This is a genomic window from Metasolibacillus sp. FSL H7-0170 (assembly GCF_038593115.1).
GTDB classification, from domain to species: Bacteria; Bacillota; Bacilli; order Bacillales_A; family Planococcaceae; genus Metasolibacillus; species Metasolibacillus fluoroglycofenilyticus.
The window spans coordinates 1,719,772-1,737,201 of sequence record NZ_CP151964.1 but is presented as its reverse complement, the minus strand read 5'-3'; the positions used below and the strand labels follow the sequence as shown (position 1 = coordinate 1,737,201).

20 protein-coding genes and 2 pseudogenes are annotated in these 17,430 nt (G+C 34.6%); 21 read left to right on the top strand and 1 reads right to left on the bottom strand.

All coding sequences use genetic code 11. The features are described from left to right. Positions 1 to 4 precede the first annotated feature (4 nt). From MHH70_RS08205 to MHH70_RS08145, 13 genes and pseudogenes are all read left to right on the top strand, one after another. Positions 5 to 886 carry a formyltransferase family protein gene (locus MHH70_RS08205; RefSeq protein ID WP_342473025.1) on the top strand — a complete coding sequence of 294 codons (882 nt, stop codon included), beginning with the start codon at positions 5 to 7 and terminating at the stop codon, positions 884 to 886. Then, positions 883 to 1,551 carry a PIG-L deacetylase family protein gene (locus tag MHH70_RS08200; protein WP_342473024.1) on the top strand — a complete coding sequence of 223 codons (669 nt, stop codon included), beginning with the start codon at positions 883 to 885 and terminating at the stop codon, positions 1,549 to 1,551. Before MHH70_RS08205 ends, MHH70_RS08200 begins: the two co-directional genes overlap by 4 nt. After that, positions 1,548 to 2,615, top strand: coding sequence for an N-acetylneuraminate synthase (neuB, locus tag MHH70_RS08195; RefSeq protein WP_342473023.1), 1,068 nt, complete (start codon positions 1,548 to 1,550; stop codon positions 2,613 to 2,615). Before MHH70_RS08200 ends, neuB begins: the two co-directional genes overlap by 4 nt. Beyond that, positions 2,608 to 3,231: an acetyltransferase gene (locus MHH70_RS08190; protein WP_342473022.1), complete on the top strand. Its 624-nt coding sequence runs from the start codon at positions 2,608 to 2,610 to the stop codon at positions 3,229 to 3,231. Before neuB ends, MHH70_RS08190 begins: the two co-directional genes overlap by 8 nt. Before the next feature lie 5 nt (positions 3,232 to 3,236). Beyond that, complete coding sequence (locus MHH70_RS08185) at positions 3,237 to 4,277, top strand: nucleotidyltransferase family protein (protein WP_342473021.1); 1,041 nt, start codon at positions 3,237 to 3,239, stop codon at positions 4,275 to 4,277. Beyond that, positions 4,278 to 4,991 carry an acylneuraminate cytidylyltransferase family protein gene (locus tag MHH70_RS08180; protein WP_342473019.1) on the top strand — a complete coding sequence of 238 codons (714 nt, stop codon included), beginning with the start codon at positions 4,278 to 4,280 and terminating at the stop codon, positions 4,989 to 4,991. It abuts the gene before it with no gap. Positions 4,992 to 4,993: 2 nt separating this feature from the next. Continuing rightward, a complete protein-coding gene (locus MHH70_RS08175; RefSeq protein ID WP_342473018.1) occupies positions 4,994 to 5,779 on the top strand; it encodes an SDR family oxidoreductase in 786 nt (261 codons plus the stop codon). Continuing rightward, a complete protein-coding gene (locus MHH70_RS08170) occupies positions 5,773 to 6,714 on the top strand; it encodes a Gfo/Idh/MocA family oxidoreductase (RefSeq protein ID WP_342473017.1) in 942 nt (313 codons plus the stop codon). The genes MHH70_RS08175 and MHH70_RS08170 overlap by 7 nt, the downstream gene beginning before the upstream one ends. A 3-nt stretch (positions 6,715 to 6,717) precedes the next feature. Beyond that, a complete protein-coding gene (locus MHH70_RS08165) occupies positions 6,718 to 7,542 on the top strand; it encodes an SDR family oxidoreductase (protein ID WP_342473016.1) in 825 nt (274 codons plus the stop codon). A gap of 295 nt (positions 7,543 to 7,837) precedes the next feature. Beyond that, positions 7,838 to 8,168, top strand: a pseudogene (locus MHH70_RS08160) (transposase); the annotation flags it as partial. A 101-nt stretch (positions 8,169 to 8,269) separates the two neighbouring features. Further along, positions 8,270 to 8,593 carry a hypothetical protein gene (locus tag MHH70_RS08155; RefSeq protein ID WP_342473015.1) on the top strand — a complete coding sequence of 108 codons (324 nt, stop codon included), beginning with the start codon at positions 8,270 to 8,272 and terminating at the stop codon, positions 8,591 to 8,593. Next, on the top strand, positions 8,583 to 8,939 hold the full coding sequence (gene tnpB, locus MHH70_RS08150; protein WP_342473013.1) for an IS66 family insertion sequence element accessory protein TnpB: 357 nt from the start codon (positions 8,583 to 8,585) through the stop codon (positions 8,937 to 8,939). The genes MHH70_RS08155 and tnpB overlap by 11 nt, the downstream gene beginning before the upstream one ends. Positions 8,940 to 8,986: 47 nt before the next feature. Beyond that, positions 8,987 to 10,581: pseudogene (locus tag MHH70_RS08145) on the top strand (IS66 family transposase). 49 nt (positions 10,582 to 10,630) lie between these two features. Here MHH70_RS08145 and MHH70_RS08140 read toward each other — a convergent pair. Further along, the gene (locus MHH70_RS08140) at positions 10,631 to 11,113 is read right to left on the bottom strand and encodes a hypothetical protein (RefSeq protein WP_342473011.1); all 483 of its coding nucleotides are present in this window, start codon (positions 11,111 to 11,113) and stop codon (positions 10,631 to 10,633) included. Between the two features lie 138 nt (positions 11,114 to 11,251). Between MHH70_RS08140 and MHH70_RS08135 the strand changes: the two genes are divergently transcribed. From MHH70_RS08135 to raiA, 8 genes are all read left to right on the top strand, one after another. Continuing rightward, complete coding sequence (locus MHH70_RS08135; RefSeq protein ID WP_342473010.1) at positions 11,252 to 11,647, top strand: flagellar protein FlaG; 396 nt, start codon at positions 11,252 to 11,254, stop codon at positions 11,645 to 11,647. 20 nt (positions 11,648 to 11,667) lie between these two features. Beyond that, the gene (locus MHH70_RS08130) at positions 11,668 to 13,272 is read left to right on the top strand and encodes a flagellar hook-associated protein 2 (RefSeq protein WP_342473008.1); all 1,605 of its coding nucleotides are present in this window, start codon (positions 11,668 to 11,670) and stop codon (positions 13,270 to 13,272) included. Positions 13,273 to 13,289: 17 nt separating this feature from the next. After that, positions 13,290 to 13,652, top strand: a complete 363-nt coding sequence (locus tag MHH70_RS08125; protein WP_342473007.1) for a flagellar protein FliT — start codon at positions 13,290 to 13,292, stop codon at positions 13,650 to 13,652. A gap of 83 nt (positions 13,653 to 13,735) precedes the next feature. Beyond that, positions 13,736 to 14,140: a flagellar export chaperone FliS gene (fliS, locus tag MHH70_RS08120; RefSeq protein ID WP_107942136.1), complete on the top strand. Its 405-nt coding sequence runs from the start codon at positions 13,736 to 13,738 to the stop codon at positions 14,138 to 14,140. Between the two features lie 732 nt (positions 14,141 to 14,872). Then, positions 14,873 to 15,418, top strand: a complete 546-nt coding sequence (locus MHH70_RS08115) for a competence protein ComK (RefSeq protein WP_066165076.1) — start codon at positions 14,873 to 14,875, stop codon at positions 15,416 to 15,418. A gap of 159 nt (positions 15,419 to 15,577) precedes the next feature. Further along, entirely contained in the window at positions 15,578 to 15,982 is a 405-nt protein-coding gene (gene fliS, locus MHH70_RS08110; RefSeq protein WP_342473006.1) for a flagellar export chaperone FliS, read from the top strand. Positions 15,983 to 16,185: 203 nt separating this feature from the next. After that, positions 16,186 to 16,581, top strand: a complete 396-nt coding sequence (locus tag MHH70_RS08105) for a PilZ domain-containing protein (RefSeq protein ID WP_107942137.1) — start codon at positions 16,186 to 16,188, stop codon at positions 16,579 to 16,581. Positions 16,582 to 16,711: 130 nt separating this feature from the next. Further along, a complete protein-coding gene (raiA, locus tag MHH70_RS08100) occupies positions 16,712 to 17,257 on the top strand; it encodes a ribosome-associated translation inhibitor RaiA (protein ID WP_066165085.1) in 546 nt (181 codons plus the stop codon). Positions 17,258 to 17,430: the final 173 nt, after the last annotated feature.

Sequence of the window (17,430 nt, the reverse complement as noted above, 5' to 3'; positions counted from 1 at the left end):
AAATATGAAAATATTATATATTGGATGTGTAAGATCAAGCTTTGTGTTTTTGGATGCAATATATAACAATACACATGCTGAAATTATTGGTGTAGTAACAAAGACAAAGTCAAACTATAATGCTGATCATTGCTCATTACATCATTTTTGTGAAGAAAACCAAATAGATTGGTTAGATTATCGTGATAATGAACAGCTCTTAGAATGGGTAAAAGTAAAAGAACCTGATATAATCTACTGTTTTGGCTGGTCTTACTTGTTACCAAATGAAATTTACCAATTGCCTATGTTAGGGGCTGTGGGATACCATCCTACACTTTTACCCCAAAATAGAGGCAGACATCCCATCATTTGGACAATCGCACTGGGTTTACGAGAAACAGGTTCATCATTCTTTTATTTAACCGATGTTCCTGATGCGGGTGATATTTTAAGCCAAAGAAGATTAGTTTTAGATGAATTTGAAGATGCTAATACTTTATATGAAAAATTATTGTTTATAGGGAAAGAACAAGTAATTGACTTAACAAACTCTTTGATAGATAGAACGTTAATTCCAATTAGCCAAGATGAATCTAAAGCTACTTATTGGAGAAAAAGAGGTAAGCATGATGGTCGCATAGACTGGAGAATGAGTTCAAACGCAATCAGGAATTTAGTAAATGCTTTAACGAGACCATATATAGGCGCACATTTTGAATATGAGGGTAAAGATATAATTGTTTGGAAAGTAGAACAATTGAATGCTCCGTATATTCAAAATATCGAACCTGGAAAAATTATCGAAGCTAATAGTGATAGTTTTATAATCAGATCGGGAGATAAATTAATAAAAGTTTTAGATTTTGAAGGTGAGTTTGTACCGAAAGAAGGAATTTATTTATGACGAAAAGCATTATTATTATTACCCCCCATCCAGATGATGAAACTTTAGGGTGTGGTGGTACTATTTTAAAATACATTGAACAAGGTTACAAAGTATTTTGGTTGATTGTAACGAAAGCTGGAAATTTTTTGTCTGATGAATGGAAGAGTAAGAGAGTCAAGGAAATTGGGCATGTAGCTGAATATTATAAATTTACTAAAACGATTGAGCTTAATTTTGAAGCTGCTGCATTAGACCAAGTTTCCTGTAGCAGATTAATCGCGGGAATTAGTGAGGCATTTAAAGAAATTCAACCAAATATTGTTTATGTACCCTATCCAAGTGATATTCATTCGGACCACAAGGCTGTATTTGATGCAACAATGGCTTGCACAAAATGGTTTAGATACCCTTCAGTTGAGAAAGTATTTGCTTATGAAACACTTTCTGAAACAGACTTTACAATTAATCCTGATGCAAATAATTTTAGACCAAATGTTTTTGTAAATATTGATAAGTTTTTAGACAAAAAAATAGAAATTATGAATATTTATGAATCGGAAGTGAGTGACTTTCCATTTCCCAGAAGCGAAAAAGCAATTAGAGCGTTAGCACATATAAGAGGAGCAGCAAGTGGCTATGAAGCAGCAGAAGCATTTATGCTATTAAAGGAGAGAGTTGAATGAAAAAAACCTATATCATCGCAGAAGCAGGTGTCAACCATAACGGCTCTTTCGACATGGCAAAGCAACTAGTAGATGTGGCGAAGACTGCTGGTGCTGATGCTGTAAAATTTCAAACGTTTATAGCAGAAAATCTCGTAACTAAAAATGCTAAGCAGGCGGACTATCAAATAGAAAATTTGCAAGAGGCTACCACGCAATTCGCTATGCTGAAAAAGCTAGAGCTGACATTTGAGGAATTCACTGCACTTCAACAATATTGTGTCGACAAAGGAATAGAGTTTTTATCGACACCTTTTGATTATGAAAGTGTCGATTTTTTATTTAATGAGTTACATATACAAACAGCAAAAATTCCATCCGGCGAATTGACAAATGCTCCGTTTGTTTATGCAATCGCTAAGAAGAAAAAGCGGATTATTTTATCAACGGGCATGGCGACAATCGAGGATATTCATGAGGCCCTAAGCTATATTGCTTTTGGTTTAGCGGAGAAAAATGACATGCAACAAGTCGAAGCGTTTTATGCAACACAAGATGCAAAAAAACTATTAAAACAATATGTAACCATTTTACATTGTACAACCGAATATCCAGCTCCTTTTAATACAATTAATTTACACGCGATGTCGACATTGCAACAGGAGTTCCAAGTACCAATTGGCTTATCTGACCATTCTGAAGGAATAGCGGTTCCAACAGCAGCAGTTGCTTTAGGGGCAACTGTTATCGAAAAACACTTTACATTGGACAAAACACTAGGGGGACCTGACCATGTTGCATCCTTAGAGCCTGACGAATTGCAGCAAATGGTGAAGCAAATTCGACAGATTGAGCAAGCGTTAGGAAATGGACATAAGGAGCCATCGGTAGTGGAATTAAAAAATAGAATTCCGGCAAGAAAGAGTTTAGTAGCAAACACAGCTATTAAAAAAGGTGAGATGTTTACTGCTGAAAATCTAACTGTAAAACGTCCAGGAAGCGGGATTACCCCTTCAAAATATTGGGCGTATCTCGGTAAAGAAGCAGAAAAAGCATATGAACAGGATGAACTTATCAATGAATAAGCCATTAATTGTTATTGGTAATGGTGGGCATGCTTCGGTTTTGACAGAAATTTTACTAACTCAAGGTGAAAAAATAATAGGATTTACTGCGCCTAAAAAAGAAAAAAATTTGTTTTCAATACAGTACTTAGGAACAGATGAAACAATATTAAACTATATACCAGAGGATATTGGATTAGTAATGGGGTTAGGAATGATACAACCTTTATCAGTACGCCAATGGATGTTTCATCATTACGTTAACAGAGGATATCAATTTAAAACGGTGATTCATCCCTCCGCTATTATTGCACCATCTGTTACAGTTGGACAAGGAGTTCAAATTATGGCTGGAGCAATTATTCAAACTAATAGTGTAATTGCCGATAATAGTATTATAAATACAGGTGCATTGCTTGATCATGACTGTAAAATTGACCAGCACGTACATATTGCACCAGGATCAATATTATCAGGGAACGTGCATATCCAAGAGGGAACACATATCGGAACAGGCGTTACGGTAATACAAGGAATTGAAATTGGTGCAAATTGTTTAATAGGTGCTGGTGCTGTTGTTGTCAAAAATATTACAAGTGGAATGAAAGCGATAGGTGTACCTGCAAAGGAAGTGTAATAGATATGAAGCGGTGGCAGAGTATAATCATTAATAAAGATAAAACATTATTAGAAACAATGAAAATTATAGATGAAACTTCCCTGCAATTTGCTGTAGTCGTGGATGAAGAACAGCATTTACTTGGAACAGTGACGGATGGAGATATTCGTAGAGGGATTTTACATGGTAAAGGTTTGGATGTACCAATTACAGCTATTATGAATCCCAATCCAACTAGTGCGAAAAACAATCAAAAGGTGCATGAATATAACAAACTTATGCATATTAAAAAGTTAAAGCAGCTCCCTATCGTGGACGAGAATAATAAAATTATAGATATTATATTTATGGATAAAGTAGATATAACTCCAAATAAAAATATGGTTATTTTAATGCTGGGTGGATTAGGAACTCGCCTTCGTCCCCTTACAAATGATATCCCAAAGCCAATGTTAAAAGTAGGAAATAAACCGATTTTAGAAACAATTGTTGAAGGGTTTAAGAAATATGGCTATACGAATTTTATTTTCTCAGTTAATTATAAAAAAGAGATTATTCAAGATTATTTCCAAAATGGCGAGGCCTTTGATGTAACGATCGACTATATAGAAGAAGAAAAGCGAATGGGCACAGCAGGAGCACTTTCTTTACTTAAAAAAAGACCAAAAGATCCGTTTTTTGTAATGAATGGTGACCTTTTAACACAAGTGAATTTTGATCAATTGATGAAGTTTCATATAGAGCATCAATCTATTGCAACAATGTGTGTAAGGGAATATGAATATCAAATTCCTTATGGTGTTATTGAAACAAAGGGTACGGATTTAATTAATATTAAAGAAAAGCCAATCCATCGTAGTTTTGTCAATGCGGGTATCTATGTACTGAGCCCTGAAATATTCAACTTTATTCCACATGATGAATTTTATGATATGCCTGCGCTTTTTGAACAACTGCTTGTAAAAGAGCAACAAGTATCTGTTTTTCCTATTCACGAATATTGGTTAGATATTGGACAAATGGATGATTATAATAGAGCAAATGATGAGTTGGGAGTTTTTTAAATGATTAATGGAAAAAAGGTTATTGCATTAATACCAGCTAGAGGTGGGAGTAAATCAGTCCCTAAGAAAAATATAACTTTGTTAGGAAATAAGCCATTAATAGCATGGTCGATTGATGTAGCGAAGGCTAGTAATTTTATTGATGAGATTATCGTTTCTACAGATTGTTCAGAAATTGCGAATGTTGCTACAAAACTTGGTGCAAGGGTACAAGTTAGACCAAATGAATTAGCTGGTGATACATCATTAGTAATTGATACAATTCGTTATGTAATTAGTAGTATGTCTAGAGAATTGAAAGAGGAGGATTATTTATTATTATTAGAACCAACCTGTCCGTTACGTTCAGTTCAAGATGTAGAGGGTTGTATAAAGATGATAGAATCAAAGGATTTAGATTCAGTTGCTACATTTAAAGAAGCAGACTTAAATCCACATAGAGCATGGAAAATAGAAAGTGACGAACCTATTAATTTTATAGATGGAGTTATTCCATGGTTACCAAGACAAAAATTACCTCAAGCTTATCAATTAAACGGTGCTGTTTATATTACAAAAGTTGGAGCGATTAATGAAGAAACACTTGGTTTAGTAGTTGGGAAATCAGGAGCAATAATAATGCCGAAAGATCGATCAATAGATATAGATGATTTGACTGATTTTATAATAGCGGAAACTTTATTAAAAAAACGAATTGAAAAAGAGGGACATTAAATATGGATATTACTTTGAAAGAGCTTTTTAATTTAGAAGGTAAAACAGCTTTAATTACTGGGGGAGCTGGATACTTAGGTACTGCAATGTGTGAAGCATTGGCTGAACAAGGAGCGGACATTATTATTGGCAGTAGGAATATCAACAGATGTCAAAAGCTGGCGGAAAAATTATCAATAGAATATCCTACTCAAGTATTTACAGCTATAGAAATAGATTTGATGGATAAAGAGTCAATCAAAAATGCAGTAATTAGTATAAATAAATTGGATATTTTAATAAATAATGCTTGGTCGGGGAATAAGAATTCTTTCGATTCTATTACTAATGAAGATTGGGAGTATGATATTGATATGAGTCTAAATTCTGTTTTTAGACTTGTTAAAGCTATGCAGCATTTATTAAAAGAATCACAAGGAGTTATTTTAAATACAGCTTCTATGTATGGACATGTAGCTCCAGATTATAGATTATATAATGAAGATAAATATACAAATCCCCCAAGCTATGGAGCAGCTAAAGCAGCAGTTATACAATTTAGCAAATATTTAGCAAGTTTCTTAGCACCATATAATATTCGAGTGAATTGTATTAGCCCAGGCCCTTTTCCATTTCCAGAAACGCAACAAGATGAAGAATTTATGAGAAGGTTAAAATCCAAAAACCCTTTAAATCGTATAGGGCAACCTTATGAACTAAAAGGAGTAGTTGCACTGTTATGTTCTGACGCATCTTCATATATGACAGGGCAAAATATTTGTGTTGATGGAGGATGGGGTGTGTGGTAACTAAATTAGGGCTAATAGGGCTAACTGAAGGAAATGGGCATCCATATTCATGGGGAGCTATTATAAATGGATATAATAAAGACGCATTAGCAAAGGCTAATTGGGATATTATTTATAATTATGTACGAAAACGTGATATATCAGAGTTTGGGTTCGATAATATAAAAATATCTCATGTTTGGACCCAAGATAATATTGTTAGCGAAAATTTAGCTAGTGCTATTAATGCAGAGCATGTCGTACAAAATTATATGGATATGGTTGATGAAGTTGACGCTGTTATTATTGCCAGAGATGATTATGAAAATCATCTTGAAATGGCAAAACCATTTTTAGAAGCAGGCATAAAGGTGTTAGTAGATAAGCCTTTAACATTAGATTTATCAGAGCTAATATATTTTAAAAACTATCTCTTGAATGGGCAATTAATGTCTGTTGCAGGTTTAAGGTTTGCAAAGGAGTTAGATGATGTAAAAGCTGATATTGACTCTTTTGGGAAATTGCAAACTATCCACTCTTCAGTAATTATGGATTGGGAAAAATACGGGATACATATCATTGATGGTGTGTTAGGAATCATTAATGAAAAACCAAAATATATCAAATATGTTTCCGATGGTGCAGGATTATATGTAGTCGGCTTTGAAAGTGGATTAACATGGACAATAAATACTTTAGGGAACAGTGTAAAAACTTTTAATATAGAAATTTGGAGTGAATGTAAAAGAGCCACAGTTGAAATTCAAGATAATTTTTCTATGTTTAGAAGAATGTTATATCGTTTTGTTAAACTAGTAGAAGAGAATAAAGTAATTTATAATCCAGAAAATACACTTATTTCGATTGCATTATTGATTGCTGGTAAAATTTCGAGAGAAAATGATAAAAAAATTATATTAGATGAGTTATATTCTCAATTAGGAATAGAAGGTTAAGAGATGAAAAAAGAATTCAAAAGTCTGTTCAATTTGAAAGGTAAAAATGCAATTGTAACTGGTGCAGCAGGTATTTTAGGTAACTATTTTTGTATGGGGTTAGCAGATGTAGGTGCTAATGTGGCAGTGGTGGATATAAATATTGAAAAGGCTGAATTAATAGCAGCCGAACTTAGACAAAGTTATGGTGTGAAAGCCAAAGGGATATATTGTAATTTAACGTCTGAGCAGTCAATAAAAGAGATGGTTGAAACCGTTGTAAATGAATTTGGTACTATTAACATCCTTCATAATAATGCAGCAGGGAAGTCAAGTAATCTAGAAGCTTTTTTTGCTCCATTTGAGGAATATGAATTAGATCAGTGGAAGGAAATAATGAGTACCAATTTAGATAGTATGTTTCTTGTTGCTAAATATGTGGGAAAAGTAATGAAGGAACAAGAAATCGGAGGCTCAATTATTCAAACTGCCTCTATTTATGGTGTGATGGGACCAGATAATCGTATTTATGAAGGTTCCTATTATTTAGATCGTCAAATCAATACACCTGCTATTTACTCAGCTTCCAAAGGTGGCGTTGTGGCGTTAACAAAATATTTAGCCACTTATTGGGCAAAAGACGGTATCCGTGTCAATACGATTACACCTGGCGGAGTCGAAAGTGGTCAAAACGAAACATTCAAGAAAAATTATGCGAATCGTATTCCTTTAGGAAGAATGGCACAAGCAGAGGAAATGGTGGGAGCTTTAATTTATTTAGCTTCAGACGCTTCGAGCTACGTAACAGGGCAGAATATTTTAATTGATGGCGGTCTAAGTGCGTGGTAAAAGAATATAAAAAGAAGTCTTGAAATGAATAAAATGTAATAAAGCTACCTATGAGTTGGAACAGATATTTTAATAGCTGTTTACTTTTTTAATTCTAAATTTATGTGGAGAATTTAGGAGATAAATCAAACCTTATAGGAGAGAATGTAGAATTGTTACTTATGAAAATATCTATTCGAGCAGTAACATTCTATTACACCCATAGTATTGCTAACTTCTAAAGATGCAGTTATGCACATTTTCGGAAAAATGAATGGCCATTCGTTTCTTGTGAAAAGTGATTGCAATGGTAGGAATTGCTGGTTTAATTGAAAAGATCTATGTTCTTCATTATACACCGCAGACGATTTAGAACATGACAAAAGTGGTTAAAGAACAGGTTGAAAAACGTCCATTAAATAGGAGTAATGTCTGTGTATACTTAGATAGTACATATATTCCGGTACGTCATGAAACAGTGTTCAAAAAGGTTGTTTATATCGCTATTGATATTCGTAAGGTCGGATTAAAAGAAGTACTAGCTTTATACGATTCACCCAACTGAATCTGTATACAATTAGCAGAAACTTCTCACAGAGCTTAAGGAACGTGAAGTCGAAGAAGTCCCTCTGCTTATTTCTCATGGCTAAAAAAGCATTGTGGAGTAAGCGTCAAATACTCCACACCTTCTAATAATTGTCGTGTTTTGTGATAATCACACTAACATCAATTATTAGGAGGTTTTTCTATGTCATTAGATGAACGAAAACAGATGTGGCAAGATCGCATCGATGCCTACAGATCTAGTGGAGCGACAAGTGTAAAAGCTTGGTGTAAACAAAATCATGTAGGTGTTCAAAGTATGTATAACTGGATGAAAAGATTGGATACTGAATCGACTCACGTCGCTTATCCTCTTACAAAATGGGTTGCCATTGATTCATCCAACTCGATTGAAGAAACTTCTACTATAACAGTGAAGGTAGGAGATGTATCAATTGAAATAAAAGAAGGATTTAATCATTCACTTTTCAATGAAGTGATTCAGGTTCTTCAATCCCATGTTAAGTAAAACTCCAATTGACCGAGTTTATTTAGCAACAGGTACAACAGATTTGCGAAAGTCGATTGATGGATTGGCAGCTATTGTTCAAATGAGTTTTCAACTGGATCCCTTCTCCTCCAATCTATTTGTGTTCTGTAATCGAAAACGAGATAAATTAAAGATTCTTCATTGGGATCATAATGGTTTTTGGTTGTATTATCGCCGACTTGAAAAAGGTGTTTTTCAATGGCCAGATGAACAAACAGCTACACCACTCTCTATCAGTCCACGTCAATTAAACTGGTTACTAGATGGACTTCAATTCGAACAAAAACAAGCACACCCAAAAATGAATGCAAAATTTATCATTTAGAGAGAATTGACCACCCATGTCACCTCTCTTTATGGTATCCTATTTTTATGAAAAAAGATGTAGAAGTAAACTCACCTACAATTGAAGAATTAGCAGCGAAAAATGCGGCGCTGGAAAAACAAAATGAAGTCCTACAGGCTAAAATCAAATGGTTTGAAGAACAATTCCGACTAAGCCAACATCAAAAATTCGGGACTTCGAGTGAAAAAAACAATCCGGATCCACTCGAACTATCTCTTTTTAATGAAGCAGAAATCACGGCGGATGAAAAAGTGAAAGAACCTACACTTGAAACGATTACTTATAATCGAAAGAAGTATGTAGGACAACGGGACGCGAAACTAGAAAACTTGCCTACGGAAACGATTCATTATCGTTTATCCGAAGAAGAGCAAGTCTGTTTGTGTTGCGGTGAAGCAGTACATGAAATGAGTACGGAAACACGTAGAGAATTAAAAATCATCCCTGCTCAAGTAAAAGTCGTTGAGCATGTACAACATATTTACAGCTGTCGCCAATGTGAACGTGAAGGAATCGAAACACCGATTGCCACTGCTAAAGTGCCTGCGGCAGTCTTTCCAAAAAGTCTGGCTTCACCTTCTTCAATGGCCTATATCATGAATCAAAAATACGTAGAGGGAATGCCGTTGTATCGAATTGAAAAACAATTTGAACGGCTTGGTGTCTTTCTATCACGCCAAACGATTGCCAATTGGGTAATATATGGTGCAACGAAATGGCTCTCGCCGTTATACGATCGCCTGCACAAGTTACTGCTTCATCTCGACTCTTACACGCAGACGAAACAACCGTTCAAGTATTAGCAGAACCCGGTAAAGCAGCAACTTCCAAATCCTATATGTGGTTATATCGATCTGGTCGTGAAGTTTCACCGATTGTCTTATATGACTATAAAACTTCTCGTCATAGTAAACACCCGAAAGCATTTCTCAAAGGATTTACGGGCTATCTTCATGTCGATGGTTATGCGGGTTACCATGATATGAAGGAGGTAGAGTTAGTTGGATGTTGGGCGCATGCACGTCGAAAATACGACGAATCGCTTAAATCTTTGCCTGCAAATGTAGATAAATCTACGAGTCTTGCGGCTGAAGGACTTCAATTCTGTACTCAATTATTTAAGATTGAAAAACAGATAGAAGAGAAATTTGAAAACTGTAGCCCTGAACAACGAATGGAAGAACGTCAAAAACGCAGTCAACCTGTGCTGGACGCTTATTTGGTATGGCTAAAATCCAAACGCCCTCAAGTCCCACCTAAAAGTAAGTTAGGCGATGCCATAAATTATAGTTTAAACCAATGGTCAAAACTCATAGTCTTTATGAAAGACGGACGACTCGAAATCGATAATAATCGAGCAGAACGTTCAATTAAACCATTCGTTATGGGAAGAAAAGCGTGGCTATTTGCCCAATCGATGAAAGGTGCAACTGCCAGTGCGATCATCTACAGCATTGTCGAAACTGCCAAAGAGAATCAACTAAATCCTTTAAATTATTTAACTTATCTCTTTGAACAGCTGCCACAAATAGATATAGATGATCAAGAAGCACTTGATCAGTTCCTTCCGTGGTCAAAGACTATTCCGGAGGAATGCCGGATTCCAGCTAAACTTAAATAAAGAATACACTAATGCTCACCTGAAAAACTAGGTGGGCATTATTTGTCGCTTACGTTGATGTGGCTGGGATGCCTAGTGTGATTATGACTTTTAGTTTATTGTCAAGAACAGTAGCATCTGGGCTAGAACCACTTGGCATAATCGTTAAGACTTGTACACTTTCTGGAATGTTTAGTGTAAACGTAAAGGTAATTTCATCTAAGCTGACAGTTGATGTTGATATGCTATATTTTAACATATGCGGTGTTTCGGCTGTCACTGTGATTGTACAGTCTGCATTGACAATAATCTTTAATGTACGTTCTAGTCCATTTGGTGATTTGAACGTAATGTGCTCTTCACCAACTGCTAGTCCATACATATCATTACCTTCTATATGCAAAATTGTTGATGCTTCATTTAACGTATGGCTAGCAAACGTAGTCCACTCCAAAGCTTCTAAAACATTCGCTTTTATTTCATCAAATTGATTTGTTGCGAATGTTCCGCTGTATAAAGTCTTCTTTGCCTCTTTAATGGCAGAAACAATCACTGTTTCTGTAGTATTTCCATAAACGATATTATAAGTTAGGTGAAATGTACTGAAAAGTATTTTTAGTCCTATAAAATTGAAAAAAATGACCGATATGAGTAATAACTAAGTTCATTTTGAAACAGGGAGGTTAATTAAATGCGCATAGGAACTCAAGGGGATGTAGCTATTCAAACTACTAAACTTCCAACAGCATCAAATAAAATTGATGTGCAAAAAGTTGAAGTGCAAAAAAATACAGTGACTGAAAATGCAATTAAAAAACCAGTAGTTCAATCACAAAGTACAGAGGAGCAAAAGGATGTTGTTTCCAAGGATAAGCTACAAGAAGCGGTAGATTCAATCAATGAATTTTTACAAATACAGCATAAGGCTTCCAAATTTGTCTATCACGAAGGGCTAGATAAATATTATGTACAGCTAGTAGATACAGATACAGAGGAAGTTATTAAAGAAATTCCGCCTGAGCAAATTTTAAATGCTTTTTATGAATTGAAAAAACTAGCAGGTATGATTGTAGACGAAAAAATTTAATTTTTAGGAGGAAATAAGTTATGGTAATGCGTATTGGTGGTTTAGCATCTGGGATGGATATTGATAGTATTGTAGAAAAGTTAATGCAAGCAGAAAAAGCTCCATTAAATAAATTATATCAAAATAAACAGAAATATGAATGGCAACGTGATGCCTATCGTGATGTAAACAAGCAATTAAAAGCTTTCGATGATTATATACAAAAAAACATGATGTATAAAAAAGACTTTGCGAAGAAAGTTGTAATTAGTTCAAATAATGCAGTGTCTGCAACACCAACATCTGCTCAAAATGGACAAACATTAAATATTGATCATATTGAAAAGATTGCGCGTGCTGGCAATACAACTGGCGGAGATGGCATTATTGCTGCAGGTACTGAAGGAACGAAAAAGTTAAGTGAAATTGGCGGCATTACACCTGGAACGGTTGAAATGTCCGTTCTACAAACAGATGGAACATATAAAGATGTGACACTTACGTTTTCTGAGAACGATTCAATCAATGATGTGATTTCAAAAATTAAAAATGGTGATGATGGTAAGGGAACAGGTTTGAATGCCTTTTATGATAAGGCATCAGGGAAAATTTCTATATCTACCCAAGCTACGGGTGCAGGCGAGAATTATAAAGAGGCAAGATGGGATCAAGCTTCAAGCGAGTATACATTTGCTGATACATCAGCTAGTGTTGTCATTAAGTCTGATGCTAATAATTTCTTTGATAGCCTTGGTTTTGGAACGAAAGAATTACGTGATCCAGCAGATAAAGAGGGACCAAGCGTAGGTAAGAGTTTAATTACAAATGGTGAGAATGCAAAGTTAACAGTGAATGGTATGGAGATTGAACGTCAGTCGAATACATTTGAATTAGATGGCTTTACAATCACATTAAATAATACATTTAATGGCGCTGGTTCACAGCCAATCTCATTAACTGCTAAAACAGATACTGATAATATGGTTGATAAAATTAAAGAATTTGTTGAAACATATAACAGTTTAATTGATTCTTTAAACTCGCAAATTAAAGAGAAGAAGTATCGGGATTTCCTTCCATTAACAGATGAACAAAAGAAAGATATGAAAGAGAAGGAAATTGAAGCATGGGAAGAAAAAGCAAAATCAGGTCTTCTTCGTGGCGATTCTATTATCCAAAGTGTATTATCAAATATGCGTACAGACATGTACTCTAAAGGTGCAGCTTCAAATGAGGAATTTAACGCGCTCTTCAAAATCGGTATCACGACATCAAGTAAAACTTCGGAAAATGGTAAACTAGAAATTGATGAAGACAAATTACGTGCTGCTATTGAAAAGGATCCAGACGCTGTTTATAGCCTATTTTCAGGTACGGTAGAAAATCCCGGAATTGCGGATCGACTACAAAAGTCAATTAAAACAGCTACTATAAATATTGAGAAAAAGGCTGGTAAAGCAGATTCTGTTAATAACACATTTAATCTTGGTCTTACATTGAATGATGTGGAAACACGTATTGAAGCTTGGAAAACTAAGCTAGCTAACATTGAACAACGTTACTGGAAGCAGTTCACTGCTATGGAAACGGCAATTAATAAAGCAAACCAGCAGTCGTCAATGTTTTTCGCAGGTCAAACTCAATAATTGGAGCTAATTTCTAAATGGAACAACAATTACAACAGTTACTTCAAATTTCTGCAAAATTATATGAAAAATTAATTTCGAACCCGGAAGAAACCAAACGTGATGCGTTCATTGAGGAGATTAATGCCTTATTAGATCAACGAGGCAAAATTATGGAGGAACTCGTACAATCTGGATTCGCTTATAATTCGGGAGATAAGACCCATCAAATGTTACTTGAATTAGATAAAGGAATTCGAAATAGACTTGAACGTGTTATGTCATCAATTAAGGCAGACATGAAGGAGCTACAAACTTCTAAAAAATCTGAACAGCAGTATCTAAATCCTTATTCGCATATTCAAACGATGGATGGCATGTACTATGATAAGAAAAAATAGTTAAACGATAAAACATATAGTATTGAAACGTTGGAACAGATTAAGATATAATTATAATAGTAGCTTCAAAGGGAGTGTCTAGATTGGCAGCACAAACAAATGCTTTTAATGCATATAAACAAAATAGTGTAACAACCGCTTCACCAGGTGAGTTAACATTAATGCTGTATAATGGGTGCTTAAAGTTTTTAAATAAAGCAAAGCAAGCAATCGATGAAAAGAATATTGAGGGAAGAAACCACTATATTCAGCGTTCTCAGGCGATTATTGCAGAACTTATGTCAACGCTCAATATGGATATCGAAATTTCAAAACAGATGTTACCATTATATGAATATATGAATCGTCGCCTTACAGAGGCAAATATTAAAAATGAACAAGCAATTATCGAAGAAGTAGAAGGCTTAGTAACAGAATTCCGCGATACATGGAAGGAAGTACTAAAAATTACGCGTCAGCAGCAATTTGGTGGCGCACAGCAAGTATAATTAGCTTTATTTGGCCGCATGAAACGGAGTAAATCCGGTTTTATGCGGTTTTGTTTTGCATAATTTCAAGAAACATCTGCTTATCAAAGGGAATTCGATAAAAATATGGATTTCCTTTTTTAGTGACTATTTTTTCAAATAGCAAAAAATGAGTCAAAAAGCACAATTCATTTTGTCTAATTTTGAAAGCTTTTGTCGGATTAAGAAATTGTTAATAAAATATGTAGACACAATAGGTACAATGGTATACTATATAAAAAATCAGAGAAATATTACACAATTTACCTGTTCATCTAATTTATTGGTCTTTACAAATGAGAGCTATAGATGACCAAAAAAGATTGTAGGAGGAGGGCATGTCGCACAAGAAATCAGATAGAATTATTTTCGAATAACTTTTTTGTAGTAGCAGTTTTTCATAGTGAAGGGTATTTTAGGTCTATATAAGACGAAATATTAGGCATGTTTAGCAGAGAAAAACATTTTTTATAGGACACTCATCAGTTGATTGTAAGATAGGGCGTCTTCAGTATGAACAGTACGGACCAAAATAAATTAGTTGAAGCTGAAGCTTTCACGTAACGGAAATCAACAGATTTGTAGTATTCTTTGTAAAATAGAAGTTAATCAAATCGCCTAGTAAAATATATCTTTCTTAAAAATTTTCGGTGCAAAGTATACTAATAATATTTAAAGTATATTCCTTTTAGGAACAGTAGAGGGGGAAATGGCATGGAATTATTGAAAAATTATATTTTTACTACTGAAACAGCAATGTTATATGAGGCTACAAATGAGTTTGCAGAGCCTTTTTCCATTGTTATTGAAAAGCATCGTGTGGTGTATGTCGCTATGTCGAAGCAGAAGTTATTGGAGTATAATTTAAAGCATTTTGGGTCGAGTTATCGAGGAGCAAGGGATGGTTCACGTGCGGTTTTAGGGAATGTGCATATGTACCCAATTGCGGTTAACCCAGCACAAAATATTTATTGGTTTCCAAGTGAATCTATTACCTCCTCGTCAAGTATTTGGATTGCATTACATTGCCTCTGCCATTATGAAGATGCTGGTAATGAGCGAACGAAAATTATTTTAACAAATGGCCGAAGTTATTTTGTACCTGTTTACTACAAAGCATTTAAGAAGCGTGTAGACCATGCTCATTTATTAAAATCGAAGATGGAGCAACGTGCTCAGCATATGGCGTTGCTTATTTTAGAGCGCTTATCGGAATATGAAACAATTGATTTGAAAACAGGGAATCTCCCTCTTAGTTAAGACATTTCACAAAGCTTTTACCCCTAAATACTCAGAAGTATTTTCAAATATTAGGGTAAATCATCCTTATCATTTCACAGAATTGTTGCTTTTTTACTATCTAATGCTATTTTTATAGTGTAAAATATAGTGAATAAAGCAAAAAGGGGATGTCAACCATTGTCAGCACATACATCTGCATATAATGCATACAAGCAAAATAGCGTTACAACAGCATCGCCGGGTGAGTTAACACTTATGTTATATAATGGTTGTTTAAAGTTTTTAGTAAAGTCAAAAAAGGCAATTGAAGAGAAGAAATTCGAAGAGAAAAATACAAATATTTTAAAGGCACAGGCTATTATTGCTGAATTAATGTCAACTTTAAATATGGATATTGAAATTTCTAAGCAAATGCTGCCATTATATGAATATATGAATCGTCGTTTAATAGAAGCAAATACAAAAAATGATTTAGCAATCTTAGAGGAAGTTGAAGGGCTTGTGACAGAGTTTCGTGATACGTGGAAAGAAGTGTTGAAAATTACACGTCAGCAGCAGTATAGAAATACACAGCGAGTATAGAAAGAATCAATATCCACAAGGCATTAAATATGCTTTGTGGGTATTTACATATTATTCAATGTAATTATTTCACTATATTTCAGTCTTTTATATTTAGGTATAAAGACATATCAGGTGTGTTTGTAAAATAGTGATAAAGATGATAGACGATTGCTAGCTCTTTATGAATAATGAGAGTATGAGTAATCGTTAGGAGGGTTTATATGTTTTTTAAAAGGCAAGAAAGTTTTCGCTTTTCATTTGATGAGCCGATACCAGCGAAGGTGAAAATGCTTGTAGATGGACAGCCAATTATGAAAGATGGTGTCGAAATTTTTGATGCAAGTATATTAGATATAAGTCCCCGCGGTGTTAAAGTGTTTTCAGAAGTAAATTTTAATGAAAGCGGCAAGCAAATCCCGCTTCTTGAAGTTCAATTTATTTTAGATTCAAGTGAAATTACTGGGGTTGGTGAGGTTGTTTGGACTAAAGTATTTGGGCAAGGAAAGCAGTACGGGATTATTTTTCAAAATCAATCGTCGCTGGAAGATTTGATTATTAGCGAATTAAAAGTACGACGGAAAAAAGAAGTAATACAAGCAAAAATGTCAAAAATGTAATTGTTTTTCGATTTCATTTTTAGGGTAATAAAAAAATGTCGATATTTGAAAAAGAATTTTAAAAAAAGAAGGAGAATTCTTTACAATGTCGAAATAAATTAATATAGCCTTAAATGAAGGAGGAGTTCATATGCTAAACTTTAATATTCGTGGAGAGAACATCGAGGTAACTCCAGCGATTCGTGAGTATGTTGAAAATAAAATCGAGAAGGTCGAGCGTTATTTCAACGATGATATGAACGCAAGCGCTAACGTTAACTTAAAAGTGTATAACGATAAACAAACAAAAGTCGAAGTGACAATTCCGATGAAAAACTTAACGCTTCGTGCTGAGGAGCGCAATGGCGATATGTATGCAGCTATTGATTTAATCGTTGATAAGTTAGAGCGCCAAATCCGTAAACATAAAACAAAGGTAAATCGTAAATTCCGTGAACGCGAAGGAGCAGGGATATTTTTCGCAAATGTTACACAAAGTGAGCCTGCTGAAGAAGAAGAGTACGCAATTGTTCGTACGAAACAATTTAACTTAAAACCTATGGACCAAGAAGAAGCTATTTTACAAATGAATATGCTTGGTCACGACTTCTATATTTTTACAGATGCAGAATCAGACAGCACAAACATCGTTTATAAACGTAAAGATGGGAAGTATGGTCTAATCGAAACAAATTAAATGAATGAAGAGGGCGTCCAAAAAGCCGTGCAGTTGCCGGAGTTTTGGGCGCTAATATTTTGTATTTTGAGCGATTTGGCGAGCACTACTCGCTACGGAAATCAATATTCTATAAAATATTTAGTTAGGAGGAATTAGATGATTGTTTTGCCACGTGAAAGACCGGTAAGGGG